The following is a 19,053-nucleotide window of genomic DNA, read 5'->3' on the forward strand; positions in this document are numbered from 1 at the left end:
ATGAATCATAATTTAGTGCAATTATTCGAGGAAGGGACGGTCGTCTTACCGAAACGATTGTTCACCGAGGCAAAACGGTTAGGCATCAGTTTTGTCGAGTTCACGTTGATTGGTCAATTGTTTGCTTGCCGAGCAGAAGGCATGGAGATGCCGTCACCGGAAGAGTTAAGTAATCGACTTGGACTATCCGAGACGGAAACGATCGAAACGACACTCGGTTTATTACAAAAAGGATTACTGGCAATGGAGAACGTCAACGGGTCTGAACGTTATTCGCTTGTTCCGCTTTACGAAAAGCTGATGGCACCACCGGAACAGGAAGCACCGAACTTTGATACGATCAACCCGTCCGTCTTCCAACAATTCGAACGGGAACTCGGGATGATGTCACCGTTTCAGATGGAGCAGATCATTCAGTGGCTGACGATCGAGAACATTTCGGAGGAACTGGTGCTTGCTGCACTTCGAGAAGCGGTCTACCATAATGTCCGCAAAATGACCTATATCAATCAAATTCTGCGGACGTGGGAACGTGAAGGGATCAAGACGCTTGAGGATCTCGCAGGGCGGGGAGGTTAAGGAGATGTTACGAAAAGCAGAAATCGATCGGATTGAAGCAACGTTAGAAGAGATGTTTCCGGATGCATTTTGTGAGTTGATTCATCGTAACCCGTTTGAGTTGGTCGTAGCGGTTGCACTCAGTGCACAAGCGACCGATGTACTTGTCAATCAGGTGACGCCTGGGTTGTTCGCAGCGTATCCGGATCCTGCTTCGCTTGCTGCGGCACCCGGCGAGGAAATCGAGGACAAAATCAAACGACTTGGATTGTACCGAAATAAAGCCAAAAACATCAAAGCGCTTGCGGCACAACTCCTTGCACAACACGACGGAGAAGTCCCGTCGGAACGCGCCGGGCTCGAAGCCTTACCTGGCGTTGGACGCAAGACGGCAAACGTCGTCCTGTCTGTTGCTTTCGATGTACCGGCATTTGCGGTTGATACACATGTCGAACGTGTCTCGAAACGCCTCGGGATCTGTCGCTGGAAGGATAATGTCACGCAGGTCGAAGCGACACTGATGCGTCGCTTCAAACGGGAGCGGTGGTCAAAGCTCCATCACCAATTCATCTTCTTTGGACGTTATCACTGCAAGGCACAACGTCCGAACTGTGAAGCGTGCCCGTTACTCGACATGTGTCGAGAGGGGAAAAAACGGACAAAAGGAATAGCTACACCATAAAAAAAAGTGGATCCGAGACCGGATCCACTTTTTTTTGCATATCATCCATTCCAAGGAGTATCGGACCATTCACGACGCTTTTTCGTGATCGGTACTTTTTTGAAGCCCCAGTTTCGGAAATCTTGGTCCGGACTATCGCGTCGAATGTAAATCTTATCTTTGATGGCTTTAAAAATCCGGTTTTCGTCCCCATAATGGACAAACCGTGGTTTTACCTCGATGACACCACGACGGACGCGAGATAAAGGTAAGCAGACCAAGTCGGCAATCTCAAGACCAGATTGGTAGAGGTCGCTGTCTTTTTCAGCAAAGATGAAGCCTTTGATTTTTTGACGACTTTTTTCGACGTCGAGATGGACCGTTCCCGAATTGAAGATATCGAAGAACGCCTTTTGAATGAGCAAGTTTTGATAATCATCACGGCTTTCAAGAACGACACGCGCACTCGTTGCTTCTGTCTCATCAAGGAAGGAATAAAACGACTTCATCAGATGAGCGAAGGCAACGACATACGGATCCTTCGGTGTCGAGAAGAAGTCTTGTAGCTTCTGTTTATCGACTTCGACGCTGACGATCGTACAATCGATATCAACTAAAAATTCCGGCAAGGCGATCCAGAAATGTCGTAACATATCGATCGTGATACCATCTTCTTTACCATACGGATGCTCAGCTTTTAAAATTTCCTTCAGATGAAGGGGAATATGCGGATCTTCAAAAACTTTTGCCTTAAAATCCATCAAACGTTGACGAAGCGGACTTGGTTCACCGGTCTCGTCCGAATCGATGGCATACTTATATTCCATCAAGACACCCGTTAAATTGAATTGTGTATTACCCTTCGGTGTCCCAGTTTCGTCGACGAACATGATGTATTTCTTCGGGGCAGGGGTTGAATTCTTAGGAAATCCTTTGACGTCAACGCCTTTGACGTTCGATTGTACCCGTTTGTTCAAATGAATCTCCTCCAATTGCACAATAATTACACAGTCTTTTCGAAAGAAATGCTCTTGATGCCACTTTACACGCTAGGCGGCTGAAAAGCCATAGCCTGATAAGTGAAACCGTAGAAACATTCCCTCGTATGATTAGGTGTTCGACTTAAGGAAGATAATTCCTGTTTTTTAATCGTTATTCTTCACCATTCATCAAGCGATCGATATAACGAACGGATTTAATCGTTTCATTGAAGCGTTTCAGACTCGTTTTCGGCTGAAATGCTTGAACGGAAATTTGCTTCAGTTGATCAACGGCGCTTTCGACCATGCTAGGTCGTAAGTAAGGACTATCTTGGGCATTCGTTTGCCACTGTGCAATCAGTTGATCCGCTCGTTCAACGAACGGTACGACGTCTCGATTGAAGTCATATTCGGTTCCGGCACGTCCTTCTTGATAAATACGTTCAATCTCTTGTAATAACGGTTCAATTGTCATTGGTTTTTAACTACTCCTCTCGGCCGATACGGTACAATCACATATCATGGTACAATAAACGCGATAGGAGGGGAATCGTTTTGAATTACCCGAATGGGAAAAAATTTCAAAAGCCACTCGAGTCGCATGGAACCCGAATCAAGAAGGCGCGATCAACCGATTCCACCTTTTCGAATCGAGGGATGACGCTCGAAAAATTATTGAATGAAAGTAATACGTTTTACCTGACTCATAATAGGGCAATCATTCACAAGAAACCCACTCCGTTACAAATCGTCCAAGTTGATTATCCGAAACGGTCGGCAGCGGTCGTCAAGGAAGCCTATTTCAAGCAACCGTCGACAACGGACTATAACGGTGTTTATCGCGGAAAATATATTGATTTCGAAGCGAAGGAGACGACGAATAAAACGTCCTTCCCGATAAAAAATTTTCACCCCCATCAAATCGCACACATGCGTCAATGTGTCGAACATGGAGGAATTTGTTTTGTCATCATTCGTTTCAGTCTGTATAATGTGCAATATGTGCTTTCAGTCGAGCACGTGTTCCCCTGGTGGGATCAGCTAGAAAGCGGACGAAAATCAATTCCGCTGACGGTCATTGAACGAGACGGTATCAAAGTCGAGACTGGCGCGTACCCTGCCATCGATTATTTAAAGGCAGTGGACGAACTATATTTCAATTCAGACACTTTTTGATTGAAGGAGAAGGATAGCATATGGAAAGAAGTCGTGTCGCACGTCGTGAAGAGACGAAGTCATCTGAGAAAAAGATGAAACGGACGAAACGTCCCCAAAAGAAAAAGTCAGGTGGAGGTTCCGGTGGGAAAGGTCCACTTTGGAAAAAGTTATTGCTGATCGCTACCGGATTATTCATCGTCATGATGTTGGTCGGAGGCGGATTTGCCGCTTACGCGATTGCTACGGCCCCTGAGCTCGATGAAACAGAACTTCGAGATGCTTTGCCATTGAAAATCTATGCGAGCAATAAGGAAGAGATTACGAAAGGCGGAACGAGTCGAGAATATGTGTCAATCGATGAAGTACCGGAAGTCGTTAAAGACGCATTCATCTCGATTGAGGACCGTCGTTTCTATCAGCACAACGGAATCGATTTCCGTCGTCTGGGCGGAGCCATCATCGCGAACGTGACGGATGGTTTCGGATCGGAAGGAGCGTCGACGATCACACAACAGGTCGTCAAACAATCATTCCTTAGCTTCGATAAAACGGTCACGCGGAAAGTCCAAGAACAATGGCTCGCAATCCGGTTAGAGCAGGACTACACAAAAGATCAAATTTTAGAGATGTACTTGAACAAAAACTACTATGGTCAAAACTCGTTTGGGATTCAGACGGCTTCAAAAGCTTACTTCAACAAATCAGTTGATAAGTTGAATTATGCGGAAGCCGCGATGCTCGCAGGACTGCCACAACGTCCGACGGCATACGATCCAATTAAAGGAGATCCAAAACTGACGAAATGGCGTCAGACACAAGTTCTTGATGCGATGTTGACGACAGGCGTCATCTCACAAGCGCAACGAGATAAGGCAGTCAAACAACCGATTTCAAAATTAATCAATCCAGCGCCGAAGTCGACGAAGGATGAATCGTACGACAGCGTCATCTTCGATATGGTATCAAAAGAGTTAGAAGATGATTTTGGTTTAGAAGGAAAAGACATTTATGGTCAAGGGTTGAAGATCTATACTTCGATCGATAAACCGATGCACGACTATATGAATGAAGCGATCAAGAAAGACCAAATCGTTCAGTTACCGGAATATGCGGAAACAGCTGCGACAGCGGTCAACACGCAAACTGGAGAAATCCTTGCGGTCGTTGATGGTAAAAATCCAGGTAAAGGCACAGCGCGACGAAACTTTGCGAATGAACCGCATCAACCGGGATCGTCCGCAAAACCATTCTTCGCTTACGGACCAGCGATCGAAAATGATAAGTGGTCGACTGCGAAACAATTGACGGATAAACCGACAGAAGTCAACGGAAAAGAGATTGGTAACTATTACGATGGATACCGTGGCACGAATACGATCCGCCACTGGTTAAAAATCTCGGCAAACACACCGGCCATCCAAACGTATCAAGAAATCGGCGGTGATTCAGTCGAGGCGTTCGCTGAAAAATCCGGCTTGAAGATGAAAGACGATGAGTCGATTTCGCCTGCGTATGCGATTGGTGGGATGAAACACGGTTTCAATACGACACAGATGGCAGGAGCGTATGCCACACTCGGTAATGGTGGCGATTATATCAAGCCACACGTCATCAAATCGATTGAGTACAGTGATGGATCGAAAATCAAATCACCGATCAAATCGAAAAAGGCAATGGAAGACTATACAGCGTATATGTTGACGGACATGTTGCGTGACGTCTTAAAACCAGGTGGTACGTTCCCGAGTGCTGGATTGTCATTTGATGCAGCCGGTAAGACAGGAACGACGAATGCCTATAAAGATGTCTGGTTCGCAGGATATACGTCGGATGTCTCAATCAGTGTCTGGACAGGAACGACGAAATCCGGAAACAACAATGGAGCCGGGCTGAGCGGTCCGTACAACAGTACGATGGCACAGCAAATCTGGAAAGATTTCATCACGAAGACACGTGATCGTACGCCAGCACCATTTGAACAACCTAGTTCTGTCCTCAGTATCGGAAACGAATTGTACGTGAAAGGGACGAAGGAACCTGTCGTTGAAAAAAAGACAGTACCCGCTCCGACTGGATTACAAGCATCTTACGATGAAGACACAAAGAGCGGTGAACTGACATGGAACTATAATGACGCTGCGCTTCGTGCCAATGGGTATGACGATGTATCGTTTGAAGTGACGATGACAGATGCTGACGGTGAAACATCAACGATTGGTACGAGCACGACGAATCGAATTGCCATCAATGGTTTAAAACCAGGACGGTCAACGTTCCAAGTCGTAGCGAAAGCGTCTGGAGAGGAATCAGGTCCGGTCTCGACGACGGTAACGGTTACCGATCCTGAAGCAGAAGAACCGACGACGGATGAACCAACGACGGATGAACCGGCGACGGACGAACCGGCGACGGACGAACCAACGACGGATGAACCGACGACGGACGAACCGACAACGGACGAGCCGACGACGGATGAACCAACGACGGACGAACCGGCGACGGACGAACCAACGACGGATGAACCGACGACGGACGAACCAACGACGGACGAACCAGCCACAGATGCACCAAATTCGAATGATGGAGCAAACGCGCAAAACAATTCGAATGGTTCGACGGAACGAAACAATTCGAATGATAATGGAAATAATGGTCGTGGAAACGACGCTACGAATTCTACAACACCATAAGCACGACTTTTAAAGAAAGACAAGACCAAAGACGAGTAGTTCGTTCTTTGGTCTTGCCTCTTTTTTTGTATAATGAGAAGTGGAAGGAAGTGAAGGCATGCAAGCGAAACAAACGCTCGTTGCATTTCTCGAAGAATTGAAACAGGACCGCTCGTTCATGGAGCGGATTACGTATATGAAAACGATGGAAGCGACAGCTGGGCGCTATGTCGATTTTCCAGAACGACTACCGGAGCGTTTACGACAAGCCCTTCGCACACGTGGGATCACACAATTGTACCGTCACCAAGGGTTAGCGTTTGAACGTGTACAAGCGGGAGAGTCGACAGTCATCGTCACGCCGACTGCCTCTGGAAAGACCTATTGTTTTAACTTACCGGTCCTATCGCACCTGCTCGAGCATCCGAACGCGCGGGCATTATATCTCTATCCGACAAAGGCCCTCGCACAGGATCAAAATAGTGAATTACTTGAACTGATCGATCAATTAGAAGCGCCGATCCGATGTTTTACCTATGACGGAGATACGTCACCGACGATTCGAACAAAAGTACGAAAAGCCGGTAATATCGTCATCACGAATCCGGATATGCTACATTCAGGCATCCTACCACACCATACGAAATGGATCGAACTGTTTGAGAACTTGAAGTATATCGTCATCGACGAGCTTCACACCTATCGTGGCGTGTTTGGCAGTCATGTCGCCAATGTCATTCGTCGCCTGCGACGGATTTGTCGGTATTATGGTAGTGATCCCGTCTTTATCATGACGAGTGCGACGATTGCCAATCCCAAGGAACTGGCAGAACGTCTGACGGAAAAAACAGTCGGTTTGATTGATGACAACGGTGCGCCAACAGGACGTAAACATTTTCTCGTCTATCAACCACCAATCGTCAACGCACAACTCGGCATTCGACGTTCAGCGACGCTTGAAACGAAACAACTGGCGATGCGCTTCATCAAGAAAAAGTTCCAAACAATCGTCTTTGCGCGCTCACGTGTCCGCGTTGAAGTCTTGCTGACGTATCTACGAAGCATCTATCCGCATGAGCTTGGTCCGCGATCGATTGAAGGCTACCGGGGCGGTTATTTGCCGAGTGAGCGACGGGATATCGAACGACGGTTACGTCAAGGAGAGATCACCGGTATCGTCTCGACGAACGCTCTCGAACTTGGTGTCGACATCGGTCAACTGCAAGTCTGTATCATGAATGGTTATCCGGGAACGATTGCTTCGCTTTGGCAACAAGCAGGACGCGCAGGGCGCCGTCAAGATGATGCACTAATCATCCTCGTCGCCTCATCTGGTATGCTCGATCAATATGTCGCAGAACGACCAGAGTTATTTTTGAATCAATCCCCGGAAGCAGCTCGACTCGATCCGGATAATCTAATCATTGCCGTCGATCACGTCAAATGTGCGGCGTTTGAATTGCCTTTTACGAAAGGCGAATCATTTGGAACGCTCGAGACGGAGGATATCCTCGAATACTTAGTCGAAGAGCGTGTCCTGCACGAACGGGGCGATCGATTTTATTGGATGAACGATGCATTTCCGGCTCATGGAATATCGCTTCGGTCGAGTGATCAAGAGAACGTCATCATCGTTGATCAGACCGAGGTACCGAATCGGGTTATCGGTGAAATGGATACGTTTAGTGCGATGACGTTGTTACATGACGAGGCCATCTATCTTCACGGCGCCGATCAATACCAAGTGGAGCATTTGGATTTCGAAGAGAAAAAAGCATTTGTCCGTGCCGTGGACGTCGATTATTATACAGATGCTAATTTTTCAGTCGACCTTTCCGTACTCGAAGAAGATGAACAGTATGCAGAGGGAGAATATAGTGTTGCGCGCGGTGATGTCAGCGTCCGGGGGATGGCGACGATGTTCAAGAAGATTAAGTTCGGTACGCATGAGAACATCGGGTCTGGTCCGATTCACCTACCGGAACGAGAAATTCATACGACAGGTGTCTGGTTCACGTTACCCGATCACGCACGCTCTTCGACAGAGCTCGAACAAGTGTTAGAAGGGGTTGCGAATAGTCTCAGACGTGTCGCACCGCTTTATTTGATGTGTGATGCAAGTGACGTCTTCGTCGTACCGCAAGTCAAGGCGACACACACGCAACAGCCGACTGTCTATTTATATGATCGTTACCCTGGAGGTGTCGGTCTCGCGGAATCGATTTATAAGCAACGCGGTGTCATGTTACGTGCCGCCCGTGATTCGATCGTCACATGTCCTTGTCAGGACGGTTGTCCAGCTTGTATCGGTATGGTTGGTGTCGCGGATGAGAAAGAACGAACGATTCAGTTGTTGGCAGAAATGGAGAAGGAACTATCATGAAAAATCGTCTTAGACGTATGTTGAAATCTACATCAGACGCCGCACCGGAGGATCAAGTGTCCTCCGCACCTGAAGTGGAAACGCTGAAGCCATCAATCGGATGGACTGACGAACAGCAAGCCTGGATTGATCGCGGGGCCGATATCTTGACGTTCGAGGAAGAGTGGATCGTCAGGATTGACAAGCGATATGCATTAACGGATCGGCATGGAGATCGGAGTTTTGCTGAAGTGTATGAGTCCTTACAGCTTCCCCATCCACCGCTTGCACTGGATGTTCCACTTGAGCAAGTCATTTTCTTCGATACGGAGACGACAGGATTACGAGGAACCGGAACGACGATCTTTTTACTCGGGTTCGCGCGCTTTGAGCAGGGTGGATTGCTGATGCGACAGTATTTCTTACCACATCCGCACTTTGAAGCTGCCTTTTACCATCACTTCCTGCATGATATCGGAGATGATGTCCGCTTTGTGACCTATAACGGGAAAAGCTTTGATTGGCCGCAAATCAAGACGCGTCATGTCTTCGTTCGGGAACGTGTTCCGCGATTACCGAAAGTCGGTCATCTTGATTTACTTCATGTCGCGCGACGAATCTTTAAAGGAATGTATGATTCCTATCGATTGACAGCGATGGAAGAGCGAATTGGATTTGAACGGCAAGGGGATCTACCTGGATTTTTGGCACCGATGCATTACTTCCAGTACGTCGAACATCAGCATCCGGATATCATGACAGGGGTCTTGCAACATCACCAAGATGATTGTCTGACGCTTGTCGGACTGTATGATGCGTGCAATCGACTCGTCACACATCGAGCGGAGGCACCTTCTCCGATTCAAGAAAACATCGCGATTTGGCTGGCAGACCTCGGAATTCACGAAGGATCACACGCTCATTTTCAGCAAGTCAAAGAACTATCAGCAGAAGGATGGTTGCGGCAAGGTTATTTGCATAAAAAAATGAAGAACTATGAACAAGCTCGAGATTGTTTCTTGAAGAGCGACAGTTATTTAGGGTATATCGAGCTTGCGAAGTGGGCAGAGCACATTGCAAAAGATCCAGTGCTTGCTTATGATTATACGGAACGAGCACGACAACACGTCGAGCGACAGCATTGGTTGATTACGAAAAAAGAACGAATCTTGGCAGAGCTGGATCATCGAGGACGTCGGTTGAAAAGGAAGTGTGACGCGTGAAAGTTGTCGCCATCACAGGATACAAACCCAATGAACTAGGTATTTTTGATCAAAAACACCCTGGTATCCGGATCTTAAAGGCAGCCTATCGAGAGCGGATCATTCGCTTAATTGAGGATCGAGGCACAGAGTGGTTTATCACGAATGCCTCACCGGGTTGCGAAATCTGGGCATGCGAGGTCGTGCTTGAATTAAAGGAAGAGTATCCTCATATTCGTCTCGGTATTCTTTTACCGTTCTTGGAACAGGAAGCACGCTGGAAAGAGCCCGTTCAAGCGCAGTACCTTGCCATTCTTGAACAAGCTGACTTCGTCGAAGCAATCAGTCAGAAACCGTATACGGATCCATCGCAATTACGTAATAAAACCGAGTTCATGATTCAAAAAAGTCAAGGATTATTGTCGGTTTTTGATGAAGAACATGGAGGATCAGCGAAATTTTTAGTAGAGCGTGCTAGAATAGAAATGGAACAATCCGATTATCAGTTATTTTTAATTACACAAGATGATTTATCTTGGCTCGAACAAGAATTACAATACAATGATCAGTGGGAGTGAAGAGGATGTATAAGCCATTGTTGACAGCGGACGATATTTACAAAAAGGAATTCAAAACCGGCCTCCGTGGCTATGTCATCGAGGATGTCGATGGATACTTGGATCAAATCATTAAAGATTATGAAGGATTCGAACGTGAGATCGAACGTCTGAAGAAAGAGAACGAGGCGTTAAAACAAGCACCCGCACAACCGGTAAAACGTGAAGAGCGCCGCGTCGAACAGGCGGAGCCACAAGTATCAAGTTCATCGAACTATGACATGTTACGTCGTATCTCGAATCTAGAGAAGGCCGTTTTCGGACGTCCGCACCAAGACTAACGCATCAAAAAAGACATTTCTGTCAGATCAGAAGTGTCTTTTTTATTTCCTTCTTTTTGAAAGAATCGTCATCTAAACGAAAACGGTGTTAAGATAACTAATAATACATACTACAAAGGATGATGAACCATGTTACAAGTCATGACTGCTTCTGTTCCTCAACCACCGCGTCGTCGTTTTTTTGCAAGTAAACAAGTGAGTACGACGACGAGTGAGACGGATGCACTCTGTAATGAAATCCGTCATGTTTGCCGTTTTGATTGGATGTTGTTTGATCGGATTCGTCTTTCTGACACGATTGTCATTCCGTTTGCGCTGATCGGACCAAAAGGATTGTTCCTCGTGTTACAAAACGATGCGGTCGTAGAATGGATGACGGAGGAATCTTGTCATGTCATGGATACTGAGCATGGAAGAAAAGTGTTTGCACCTCACCCCATCCATCAGTCGAAACAAATCGTTCAAGCGGTTCGAAAAACGCTAAAAGAACAAGGAATCATCATTCCGATTCATGGCATCACACTTTTTCCGAATGCACCACAGATGCGGACGGAACGAATTAAATTCCCGACGGGGCACAGCTTTAAAGATGTGCGGGCGTTCATCGTCTCAAAGAAATCCTCCCCTGTTCAAGAGCAAGAACGAAAACAAGTTGCGTTTTATCTCGCGCAGCAACAGGAATGAACAAAGGCAGTGAAGCGCTCGCTTCACTGCCTTTTCGTTTGAATTCATCGTCTTGGTCGAGACGCAAGAATGTCTTCAGCTTGATCCAAGTCTTCTTTCAAGACATACACCGCTACGCGATCATCCAAGTCTTTACTGAAACGTCGAAATAAAAACGAAGTTTTGACGCCGCGTTCGACTCGAATCTCTAAGTCAGCTGCTTCGAGTCGCGCAGCGTCCTTTAATAAATCTTCTCCTTTTTCACCAAATGCTTCCCCAATCAGTGACCATCGAAGGTTTTCCTTCGTTCGTCTGCTGACGATGACGAGAAATGCAATGACTAAAAGAATGATTAAAACCGTTCGAACTAGCTGTATATCCATCTTTGCCTTCACCTCACCTACTATCATACCGAGTTAACGCGCATAAAGTAAACGTTCAACATAGCGGGCGAACGATTTACTTTTCAAACCTTGTTGGCGATACGCGATATAACCGTCAGGGCGAATTAAATATAATCCAGATTGCTTGATGCCAAAGCGTCGTGCCAGTTCACCGCCTTGATCGACGACACCATCCTCTTTCAGGGATTGATGGATCGGTACCGTCTCAAATAGATCAGGATAGGTATAGGCGAGTTCCTTGAATGGTTCAAGAAGATCATCGGTTGCATTTTTGGGTAAGAACAGCAGCAATAAGAAATTCCGATCGGCACGACGTAACAACAGTTCATTCTTTTTCGTCCGCGGGTGAACAACTTCACTATAAGGCATCGGTTCACCTGGTTTTGGTGTCAACGGACTAAAGTGTCCTTGTGTGACGAAGGTCGAACTCGCTGGGTAGTGGCTGTTGAGCTGTGCAATCCGGTTCGTCACGAAATGATGTAAGGGTGCGATCTTGAGGCTATTACGAATGACTTTTTCCTGCAAGGGTAATAAAAAAGGAATATTGATTTGCAAGAGTTCCGTCGCAAGATTGGTTGATCTTAAGATACCTTGTGCCGCTTCTCGACGTTCAACGCTGTAAGAGTCAAGTAACGGAAAACTCGCCTTGAACTGATGGACACACCATAGTTTCCAAGCGAGGTTCATCGCATCAGCAATTCCGGTATTCATTCCTTGACCACCGACGGGTGAATTAATGTGCGCTGCATCCCCGATCAAATAAATCCGGTGGTGACCAAATTTCTCGATGATCCGATTATGGACACGAAACATCGAATACCAATGGACTTTTTTGAGCTCAAACGGTACTTTTGCTCGATTTTGTAAAAAGTCATCAATCGCTTTATGATCGGTCGGAACAGGTCCGCTCGTTAGATTGCCGGTAATCCGGAACAAGTTCGACTGGAGAGGAAATGACTCGATGACGCCATGATCAGAGAAGAAGATATGAACCTCTTCAGAAGAAAGCGGCCAGTCAACCTCGATGTCGGCCAGAGCCCACGACTCTTTGAACGACTTCCCGCTGAACGGAAGCCCAAGTTCACGACGGACGAAACTGTTTGCACCATCTGCTCCGATGATGAAGGAAGCGTCGACCGTCTCTGTTTCTCCTTTATGTTGTAAGGATGCTGTAACGAAAGTTGGAAATTGAGCAAACCCTGTTAATTCTGTTTCGCGCTCGACTACGTGTCCATATGTGGCGAGTTGCGCTTCAAGAATCCGTTCCGTCTCACTTTGAGGCAACAGCGTGACGAACGGAAAAGGTGTATTCAAATCCGTAAAATCAAGTTTTGCCTGCCATGCACCATTGACATAGAGGTTTCCTTGATTGATTTTGATTGCATTCTCCATCAAGTCTTCTGCAACACCCAGTCTTGCGAACAACTCCAGAGAACGCGCTTGAATCCCGATCGCTTTTGAGACGACGGATGGTCCGCTTGCACGTTCGACGATGCGAAAGGATAATCCATAGCGCGAGAGTGCGAGTGCGAGTGTTAAACCGGTTGGTCCGGCACCGATAATGAGGACATCTAATTTTTTATTCACGGATAACCCCCCTTAATTTACATCTTAGCCAAAACTCGTTACCATTAAACTATTGATGACACGCTAGACGTGTGAAAGGATGAAACTTGTGAACGAACAACTTTTTACGACAGAACGATTGATTGCGAATTTTAAAGAATATATCCGTCAGAATGAGGCACATCTGACGAAACGACATGCGTTAAACGCCTATTACAAGACGGTAGCAGGATCGATTTTATCGGATCGGATTGCTAAAAATGCGGATCTCATCGTCCGTATGCGCCATCTGGAAGAGGCGTACCAACACGTTGCACAAGAAGGGCGATGAAACAGGTGAACTTAGCCGATATCCGAAAGCATTACGTAGATTCAGAAGAACGTTTACCTCGTCATGCGGCAGCTGTACTCGTTCCGTTAGTCGAACAGGATGGCGAAGTCTATTTGTTATTTCAAGTGAGAGCCAAGACATTACGTTCGCAACCAGGTGAAATCGCTTTTCCGGGTGGTCGGATCGATGGCGGTGAATTACCGAAAGCAGCAGCTGTCCGCGAAACGGTCGAAGAATTAAATGTCAGTGCTTCTGAGATCGAAGTGATTGGAACGCTTGAACCACTCGTGACACCGAACCGGTCGATCATTTACCCGTATCTTGGTATTCTCCATGCGACGGACTTTAATCCTTCGCCTGCCGAAGTCGATCATGTGTTTCTCGTGTCATTAACGGAATTGATGACTTCGAAGCCGATTAAAGGAGATATGGAGTGGCGGATTCGCCCTGGTAAGGAAGTACCGACCGAACGCATGGCGAATCGAGAAGCCTATCTGGATCGTACGTATACAGTCACGGAGCACTTTTATGAGCACGGGGATTATCTGATTTGGGGATTAACCGCTAAAATCTTGCGCCAGTTCTTAGCTCAATTGACGCGTGACTAGCTTTTTCGGTCGTTATTTTATATGATTAACTGTAATTGAACGTGTCAGGAGATGAGTCAAATGGAAGAAACAGAAGAGTTATTCGATTATATCGTTGGAGATATGGTAAAAACGAAAGAAGGCTGGGTAGCGGAAGTAACGGCAGTATTGACAAATACGGTCGTTGGTGATGTATCCCACACGAAAAACTTTGAGGCACTCGGCTTAGAGTTTGAAAAACAAGTCTTATTAAAGTCAGAGATTGAATTGTTAGAACGTAAAACAAAATAATACATGAAAGCACACCACATAATTGGTTTGCTCAGACTTAAGACAAAGCGTAATTTTTCTCTTAATGAGAAAGATTGCGCTTTTTTTGTTCATCTCGAATCGTTTTCCTGGGACAAGCATCGCGCCGCTTCGCTTCACTGCAGGGTCGCTCCTGCTTGTTTTTCCCTAGGAAGCGATTTCGAGTGAACAAAACGCTTCTCTCCTCTTTCTTTCGGTATAAAAAAGTAGAAACGAAGAAGGAGGAGGACTTTCAATGATGGGTAAGAGAGATCACCATCATATTGGAACAACTGGTTCCGCAGGACCATCTTGTTTGCGAACTCAGCACACCACATGTGGGTGTGTTTTTTTATGTTCATCCAGCAAACTGAATAATAATGAAATCTTACGTTCTTTTAATTTTTAAAGAATTGGACAAAATGACTGAAAACATCGAAAAGATACATTTATTACAAAAGAGTAACAAAAGTTAATTCGTAACAGAACGGTTACAAAATATAAAAACGTTGATACACAACGATTGAGAGCGTTTTTTGTAAGCGTGTAACCATTTCGTTACTTTTTAACAGATATATTTCAATTCATAGTGTTCGCTTTTCAAACTATTTGTCACCGTGATACGTTGTGCGGGTCGTAAAACGGCGAGAAAGGTTGGCATCAACATGAAACGAACATCATTCCTTTTATCCCTTTGTATAGCGGGATTCATATTTATTCTTTTGCCGCAACATGAAGCGTCGGCAGCACAAATCGGGATCGGTACGGAGAAAACGATCGTCCAAAATCCATTAGAGATGAAACGTCAAGCTGCTCAAGAGAAGCGCGAACAAGCAGAGGCGAAAAAACAAGCGCGTCTAAAAGCCTTGGCTAAGCAAAAAGCAGAAGCAGAGCAAAAAGCAAAAGCAGAGCGAAAAGCAAAAGCAGCACAAGAAGCCAAAAAGGAAGCACGACAGATAAAGAAACAAAGTCGAACACAAGCAAACGCTGATCGTTCCACAAAGCATACGGAAACGTTTGAGACGACAGCATATACGACGAATCCAGAAAACAATGGAAGCCGTTTGTATAATGGTCGCGCCTTAACGGCATCGGGTTATGACGTCACGAATACGATTACATACGAAGGACGTCGCATCGTTGCTGTCGATCCATCGGTCGTACCGCTTGGAACTAAGGTACATGTAGAAGGTTTCGGCGATGCGATTGCGCTCGATACAGGTGGTGCGATCCGCGGAAAAATCATGGATCTTCTTGTCGGTTCAAAACAAGAAGCCTTAGAATGGGGTCGCCGTCAAGTTACGGTGACGTTCGAATAAGAGACGTATATGGTTAGGCGATGGATAGTTTCCATCGTCTTTTTTTGATGAAAAATAAAAATAACGATCTGTTCGATGAAGGATTTAGAAAACAGGGGAAAGAGTGGATGGAATAGGTTTTAGAATGTCCAAGAAAGGGGAATTTTACAAAGATAATAAACTGGGAAACGAGGGATGGTTCGTGATTGAATTCAAGGATGTCGGCAAAACGTATGCAGACGGAACAAAGGCAGTGCAACACGTGAATTTTACGGTTGAACAAGGCGAGATTTTTTGTTTGATTGGTCCTTCAGGGTGCGGTAAAACAACGACGATGAAAATGGTCAATCGATTGATTGATCATACGGAAGGACAAATTTGGATCGATGGTGAACCGATCATGTCGATCAATGAACATGAACTCCGTCGGCGAATTGGCTATGTCTTACAACAGATTGCCCTCTTTCCACATATGACGATTGAGGAGAACGTCAGCGTCGTGCCAGAGTTATTGAAGTGGAATAAGGAGAAAGTAGTACAACGGGTCGATGAATTATTTCGGTTGACGGGGTTAAACACCTCACTTAAGAAAAAATATCCAAGTGAACTCTCTGGTGGACAGCAACAACGTGTTGGTGTTATGCGGGCACTCGCAGCAGAACAAGACGTCATCTTGATGGACGAACCATTTTCTGCGCTTGATCCCATTTCACGGGAACAACTACAAAATGATTTATTGCATTTAAACGAAGAGCTTGGTAAAACAATTTTGTTCGTCACGCACGACATGAACGAAGCGTTAAAACTAGGGAGTCGCATCTGTCTGATGAACGCTGGAGAGATTGCTTTCATCGGTACGAAGGACGAGGTACTAGCAAGTAACGATCCGTTCGTTCAAGAATTCATGCGTCAAGTCAGGGGGAGTGTCGAATGAATGGACTGATCGAAACGTATCAAGACCGGAAGACTGAATTGCTTCAGGCGTTGATCGAACATATCCAATTATCTGTCATCTCCTTGCTCATTGCCTGTGTGATCGCTATTCCGCTTGGGATTTACTTATCACGTAACAAACGTTTGAGTGAGTGGTCGATTGGTGTTACCTCAGTCATCCAAACGATTCCATCACTCGCATTACTTGGTTTGATGATACCACTTGTCGGAATCGGTACAGTACCGTCAATCATTGCACTAGTCTTGTATTCTTTATTACCGATCGTTCGAAACACTTATACAGGGCTTGCCGAAGTCGATCCTTCAATTAAGGAAGCGGCACGCGCATGTGGGATGACTCCGATGCAAAGCCTTTGGAAAGTCGAGCTCCCACTAGCTTTACCTGTCATGATGGCCGGGATTCGGACCGCGATGGTACTGATCATTGGTACAGCGACGATTGCCGCCCTGATCGGTGCTGGAGGATTAGGCTCGATCATTCTTCTCGGGATTGACCGTAATGATAACTATCTATTATTGCTCGGTGCGATTCCAGCAGCCCTGCTCGCACTTTTATTTGATGGCTTATTACGTCAAACGGAAGTAGCGACTCGTAAACGACAAACAGTACGTCTCGTAACGGCAGTTGTCTTAATGGTTGCGATCGTCGTCGCACCTTTTGCCTTCGGTCGCAGTGAACGACCAGATCTCGTCGTCGCTGGAAAACTAGGTGTAGAACCAGAAATTTTAATGAACATGTATAAGATTGTCATTGAAGATGAAACGGATTTGACGGTACAAGTCAAACCGAACTTCGGGAAGACGACCTTCGTCTATAAGGCACTCGAATCAGGTGATATCGATGCGTATCCAGAGTTTACAGGAACGGTGCTCGCTAGTTTGACGAATGAAAAACCGAAGTCGAATGATGCAAAAGAAGTGTATGAACAGGCAAAAGCCGGTCTTGAAAAACAAGATTTAGCCTTGCTACCACCGATGAACTATAACAATACCTATGCTGTAGCTGTTCCAAAGAAATTAGCAGACCGTTACGATTTGAAGACGATCTCTGATTTAAAACAGGTCGCGAATCAGTTGACGGCTGGATTCACGTTAGAATTTAAGGACCGACAGGATGGGTATAAAGGGATTCAAGATAAATATGATGTTAATTTCCAGAAAGTCGTCACGATGGAACCAAAATTGCGCTATAAAGCAATCGAGTCAGGTGAGATCGATGTCATTGATGCTTACTCGACAGATCCGGAGATTGCGAAATACGACATGGTCGTCTTAAAAGACGATCAGCAACTATTCCCTCCATATGAAGGAGCTCCTCTTCTGCGACAAGAGACGATCGAGGAGTATCCAGAAGTAAAACAAGCACTTGAGCAATTGTCAGGTAAAATTTCAGATGAAGAGATGTCAAAAATGAATGAAGCTGTCGCATACGGTGGAAAGACGGCGAATGAGGTCGCTCGTGATTACCTGAAGAAGGAAGGCGTCATTCAATGAAACTTTTACTGATCAGTAACCCGACAGCCGGGACGAACGGCACCGGGTTACTTGGAGAAGTCATCGAACCATTAAGTACATTATTCGATGAAATCGTCATCAAGAATACGAAGCAAGCTGGCGATGCGATGCAATTTGCGGAAGATTCGTCCGCATTTGATGCGGTCGTCGTCATCGGTGGAGATGGAACGGTGTTCGAGACAATCAACGGAATCGCAAAACTGGATGATCGCCCGATACTAGGCATCATTCCTGGAGGGACCTGTAACGACTTCGCTCGAACGCTTGGCTTACCGATGGCTCCTCGGCTTGCTGCAGAAGCGATTGCGATGCAACACGTTGTTCAGGTCGATCTCGGACAAGTCGAAAATAGCTATTTCTTGAATTTCCTTGGTGTCGGTCTTGTCGCAGAGGCATCGATTGGCATCGATACAGAAGAAAAAGCACGCCTCGGGAAGATGGGATATTATCTATCAACGATTCGCTCAAGTCTAGAAGCACAACCCTTTGAATATGAACTGATTTTAGATGAAGGTCGTCACATGACCGGCGAAGCGGTTCTCATTCTTGCGGCAAACGGAGAATCGCTCGGTGGAATCGAGACGAACTTATCAGATGGAGCCTATAATGACGGGAAACTTGATTTAGTGATCGTCGATGAAGTAAATTTGACAACCATTCGAGATGTGATTCTTCAAAAAATTGGTCTTGCCAATGATCCTTCCTTTACACATATCTTGACGAGTGGGTTTCAGTTGAAAACAAAAGACGCAAAAGTGATCGATACAGATGGTGAGAAAGCGATCCATACACCGGTTACAGTTAAAGTATTGCCGGAGTATCTGCGCATGTATGGAGGCACACAATAATAAAGTATTGAATGAAAAGAAGGTCGTCATAAAAAACGGTCTTCTTTTTTATATGTTTCATTACATATATGCGGTTATGCTTTGACGCTTTAAAGAAAATATTTGATAAAG

At 45.8% G+C, this 19,053-nt stretch carries 20 protein-coding genes; 16 read left to right on the top strand and 4 right to left on the bottom strand.

The features are described from left to right. Positions 1-579, top strand: coding sequence for a DnaD domain-containing protein (locus tag ITJ88_RS05085; protein WP_023468616.1), 579 nt, complete (start codon positions 1-3; stop codon positions 577-579). 4 nt (positions 580-583) lie between these two features. Then, entirely contained in the window at positions 584-1,240 is a 657-nt protein-coding gene (gene nth, locus ITJ88_RS05090) for an endonuclease III (protein ID WP_195864820.1), read from the top strand. 41 nt (positions 1,241-1,281) lie between these two features. On the opposite strand, the gene ITJ88_RS05095 is transcribed toward nth, so the two are convergent. Then, complete coding sequence (locus ITJ88_RS05095; protein WP_023468614.1) at positions 1,282-2,196, bottom strand: DUF3800 domain-containing protein; 915 nt, start codon at positions 2,194-2,196, stop codon at positions 1,282-1,284. Between the two features lie 175 nt (positions 2,197-2,371). Next, entirely contained in the window at positions 2,372-2,674 is a 303-nt protein-coding gene (locus tag ITJ88_RS05100; RefSeq protein WP_023468613.1) for a DUF1798 family protein, read from the bottom strand. Between the two features lie 74 nt (positions 2,675-2,748). Between ITJ88_RS05100 and recU the strand changes: the two genes are divergently transcribed. From recU to ITJ88_RS05135, 7 genes are all read left to right on the top strand, one after another. Then, on the top strand, positions 2,749-3,375 hold the full coding sequence (recU, locus tag ITJ88_RS05105) for a Holliday junction resolvase RecU (protein WP_035396916.1): 627 nt from the start codon (positions 2,749-2,751) through the stop codon (positions 3,373-3,375). 20 nt (positions 3,376-3,395) lie between these two features. After that, positions 3,396-6,047: a PBP1A family penicillin-binding protein gene (locus tag ITJ88_RS05110; RefSeq protein ID WP_195864821.1), complete on the top strand. Its 2,652-nt coding sequence runs from the start codon at positions 3,396-3,398 to the stop codon at positions 6,045-6,047. Positions 6,048-6,144: 97 nt separating this feature from the next. After that, on the top strand, positions 6,145-8,409 hold the full coding sequence (locus ITJ88_RS05115; protein WP_023468610.1) for a DEAD/DEAH box helicase: 2,265 nt from the start codon (positions 6,145-6,147) through the stop codon (positions 8,407-8,409). Positions 8,410-8,426: 17 nt separating this feature from the next. Then, entirely contained in the window at positions 8,427-9,611 is a 1,185-nt protein-coding gene (locus ITJ88_RS05120; RefSeq protein ID WP_230088532.1) for a ribonuclease H-like domain-containing protein, read from the top strand. Beyond that, positions 9,608-10,168 carry an SLOG family protein gene (locus ITJ88_RS05125; protein WP_195864823.1) on the top strand — a complete coding sequence of 187 codons (561 nt, stop codon included), beginning with the start codon at positions 9,608-9,610 and terminating at the stop codon, positions 10,166-10,168. The genes ITJ88_RS05120 and ITJ88_RS05125 overlap by 4 nt, the downstream gene beginning before the upstream one ends. 5 nt (positions 10,169-10,173) lie before the next feature. Next, a complete protein-coding gene (gpsB, locus tag ITJ88_RS05130; protein ID WP_023468607.1) occupies positions 10,174-10,488 on the top strand; it encodes a cell division regulator GpsB in 315 nt (104 codons plus the stop codon). Positions 10,489-10,617: 129 nt separating this feature from the next. Then, positions 10,618-11,172 carry a nuclease-related domain-containing protein gene (locus ITJ88_RS05135; RefSeq protein WP_195864824.1) on the top strand — a complete coding sequence of 185 codons (555 nt, stop codon included), beginning with the start codon at positions 10,618-10,620 and terminating at the stop codon, positions 11,170-11,172. 44 nt (positions 11,173-11,216) lie between these two features. Here ITJ88_RS05135 and ITJ88_RS05140 read toward each other — a convergent pair whose 3' ends face one another. Beyond that, positions 11,217-11,534 carry a hypothetical protein gene (locus ITJ88_RS05140; protein ID WP_023468605.1) on the bottom strand — a complete coding sequence of 106 codons (318 nt, stop codon included), beginning with the start codon at positions 11,532-11,534 and terminating at the stop codon, positions 11,217-11,219. Positions 11,535-11,567: 33 nt separating this feature from the next. After that, the gene (locus ITJ88_RS05145) at positions 11,568-13,142 is read right to left on the bottom strand and encodes an FAD-dependent monooxygenase (protein ID WP_058712938.1); all 1,575 of its coding nucleotides are present in this window, start codon (positions 13,140-13,142) and stop codon (positions 11,568-11,570) included. Between the two features lie 79 nt (positions 13,143-13,221). Here ITJ88_RS05145 and yvfG point away from each other — a divergent pair, with 79 nt between their 5' ends. The 7 genes from yvfG to ITJ88_RS05180 all read left to right on the top strand — a co-directional run bounded on the left by yvfG (position 13,222) and on the right by ITJ88_RS05180 (position 18,942). After that, positions 13,222-13,452 carry a protein YvfG gene (gene yvfG / locus ITJ88_RS05150; protein ID WP_217448908.1) on the top strand — a complete coding sequence of 77 codons (231 nt, stop codon included), beginning with the start codon at positions 13,222-13,224 and terminating at the stop codon, positions 13,450-13,452. After that, complete coding sequence (locus ITJ88_RS05155) at positions 13,449-14,060, top strand: NUDIX hydrolase (protein WP_023468602.1); 612 nt, start codon at positions 13,449-13,451, stop codon at positions 14,058-14,060. Before yvfG ends, ITJ88_RS05155 begins: the two co-directional genes overlap by 4 nt. Positions 14,061-14,120: 60 nt before the next feature. Further along, positions 14,121-14,330, top strand: coding sequence for a hypothetical protein (locus ITJ88_RS05160; protein WP_023468601.1), 210 nt, complete (start codon positions 14,121-14,123; stop codon positions 14,328-14,330). A gap of 662 nt (positions 14,331-14,992) precedes the next feature. Next, on the top strand, positions 14,993-15,646 hold the full coding sequence (locus tag ITJ88_RS16420) for a 3D domain-containing protein (RefSeq protein WP_195864825.1): 654 nt from the start codon (positions 14,993-14,995) through the stop codon (positions 15,644-15,646). A gap of 181 nt (positions 15,647-15,827) precedes the next feature. Beyond that, a complete protein-coding gene (locus ITJ88_RS05170) occupies positions 15,828-16,559 on the top strand; it encodes an ABC transporter ATP-binding protein (protein WP_035396921.1) in 732 nt (243 codons plus the stop codon). Next, entirely contained in the window at positions 16,556-18,073 is a 1,518-nt protein-coding gene (locus ITJ88_RS05175; protein ID WP_195864826.1) for an ABC transporter permease/substrate-binding protein, read from the top strand. Before ITJ88_RS05170 ends, ITJ88_RS05175 begins: the two co-directional genes overlap by 4 nt. Further along, on the top strand, positions 18,070-18,942 hold the full coding sequence (locus tag ITJ88_RS05180; protein WP_195864827.1) for a diacylglycerol/lipid kinase family protein: 873 nt from the start codon (positions 18,070-18,072) through the stop codon (positions 18,940-18,942). The genes ITJ88_RS05175 and ITJ88_RS05180 overlap by 4 nt, the downstream gene beginning before the upstream one ends. Positions 18,943-19,053 lie beyond the last annotated feature (111 nt).

This window comes from Exiguobacterium abrahamii (genome assembly GCF_015645365.1).
GTDB classification, from domain to species: Bacteria; Bacillota; Bacilli; order Exiguobacteriales; family Exiguobacteriaceae; genus Exiguobacterium_A; species Exiguobacterium_A abrahamii.

Coding starts and splice junctions, on each gene's coding strand:
- ITJ88_RS05085 (WP_023468616.1), top strand. CDS start 1: ATGAATCATAATTTAGTGCAATTATTCGAGGAAGGGACGGTCGTCTTA.
- nth (WP_195864820.1), top strand. CDS start 584: ATGTTACGAAAAGCAGAAATCGATCGGATTGAAGCAACGTTAGAAGAG.
- ITJ88_RS05100 (WP_023468613.1), bottom strand. CDS start 2,674: ATGACAATTGAACCGTTATTACAAGAGATTGAACGTATTTATCAAGAA.
- ITJ88_RS05110 (WP_195864821.1), top strand. CDS start 3,396: ATGGAAAGAAGTCGTGTCGCACGTCGTGAAGAGACGAAGTCATCTGAG.
- ITJ88_RS05115 (WP_023468610.1), top strand. CDS start 6,145: ATGCAAGCGAAACAAACGCTCGTTGCATTTCTCGAAGAATTGAAACAG.
- ITJ88_RS05120 (WP_230088532.1), top strand. CDS start 8,427: ATGTTGAAATCTACATCAGACGCCGCACCGGAGGATCAAGTGTCCTCC.
- gpsB (WP_023468607.1), top strand. CDS start 10,174: ATGTATAAGCCATTGTTGACAGCGGACGATATTTACAAAAAGGAATTC.
- ITJ88_RS05135 (WP_195864824.1), top strand. CDS start 10,618: ATGTTACAAGTCATGACTGCTTCTGTTCCTCAACCACCGCGTCGTCGT.
- ITJ88_RS05140 (WP_023468605.1), bottom strand. CDS start 11,534: ATGGATATACAGCTAGTTCGAACGGTTTTAATCATTCTTTTAGTCATT.
- yvfG (WP_217448908.1), top strand. CDS start 13,222: ATGAAACTTGTGAACGAACAACTTTTTACGACAGAACGATTGATTGCG.
- ITJ88_RS05155 (WP_023468602.1), top strand. CDS start 13,449: ATGAAACAGGTGAACTTAGCCGATATCCGAAAGCATTACGTAGATTCA.
- ITJ88_RS05160 (WP_023468601.1), top strand. CDS start 14,121: ATGGAAGAAACAGAAGAGTTATTCGATTATATCGTTGGAGATATGGTA.
- ITJ88_RS16420 (WP_195864825.1), top strand. CDS start 14,993: ATGAAACGAACATCATTCCTTTTATCCCTTTGTATAGCGGGATTCATA.
- ITJ88_RS05175 (WP_195864826.1), top strand. CDS start 16,556: ATGAATGGACTGATCGAAACGTATCAAGACCGGAAGACTGAATTGCTT.
- ITJ88_RS05180 (WP_195864827.1), top strand. CDS start 18,070: ATGAAACTTTTACTGATCAGTAACCCGACAGCCGGGACGAACGGCACC.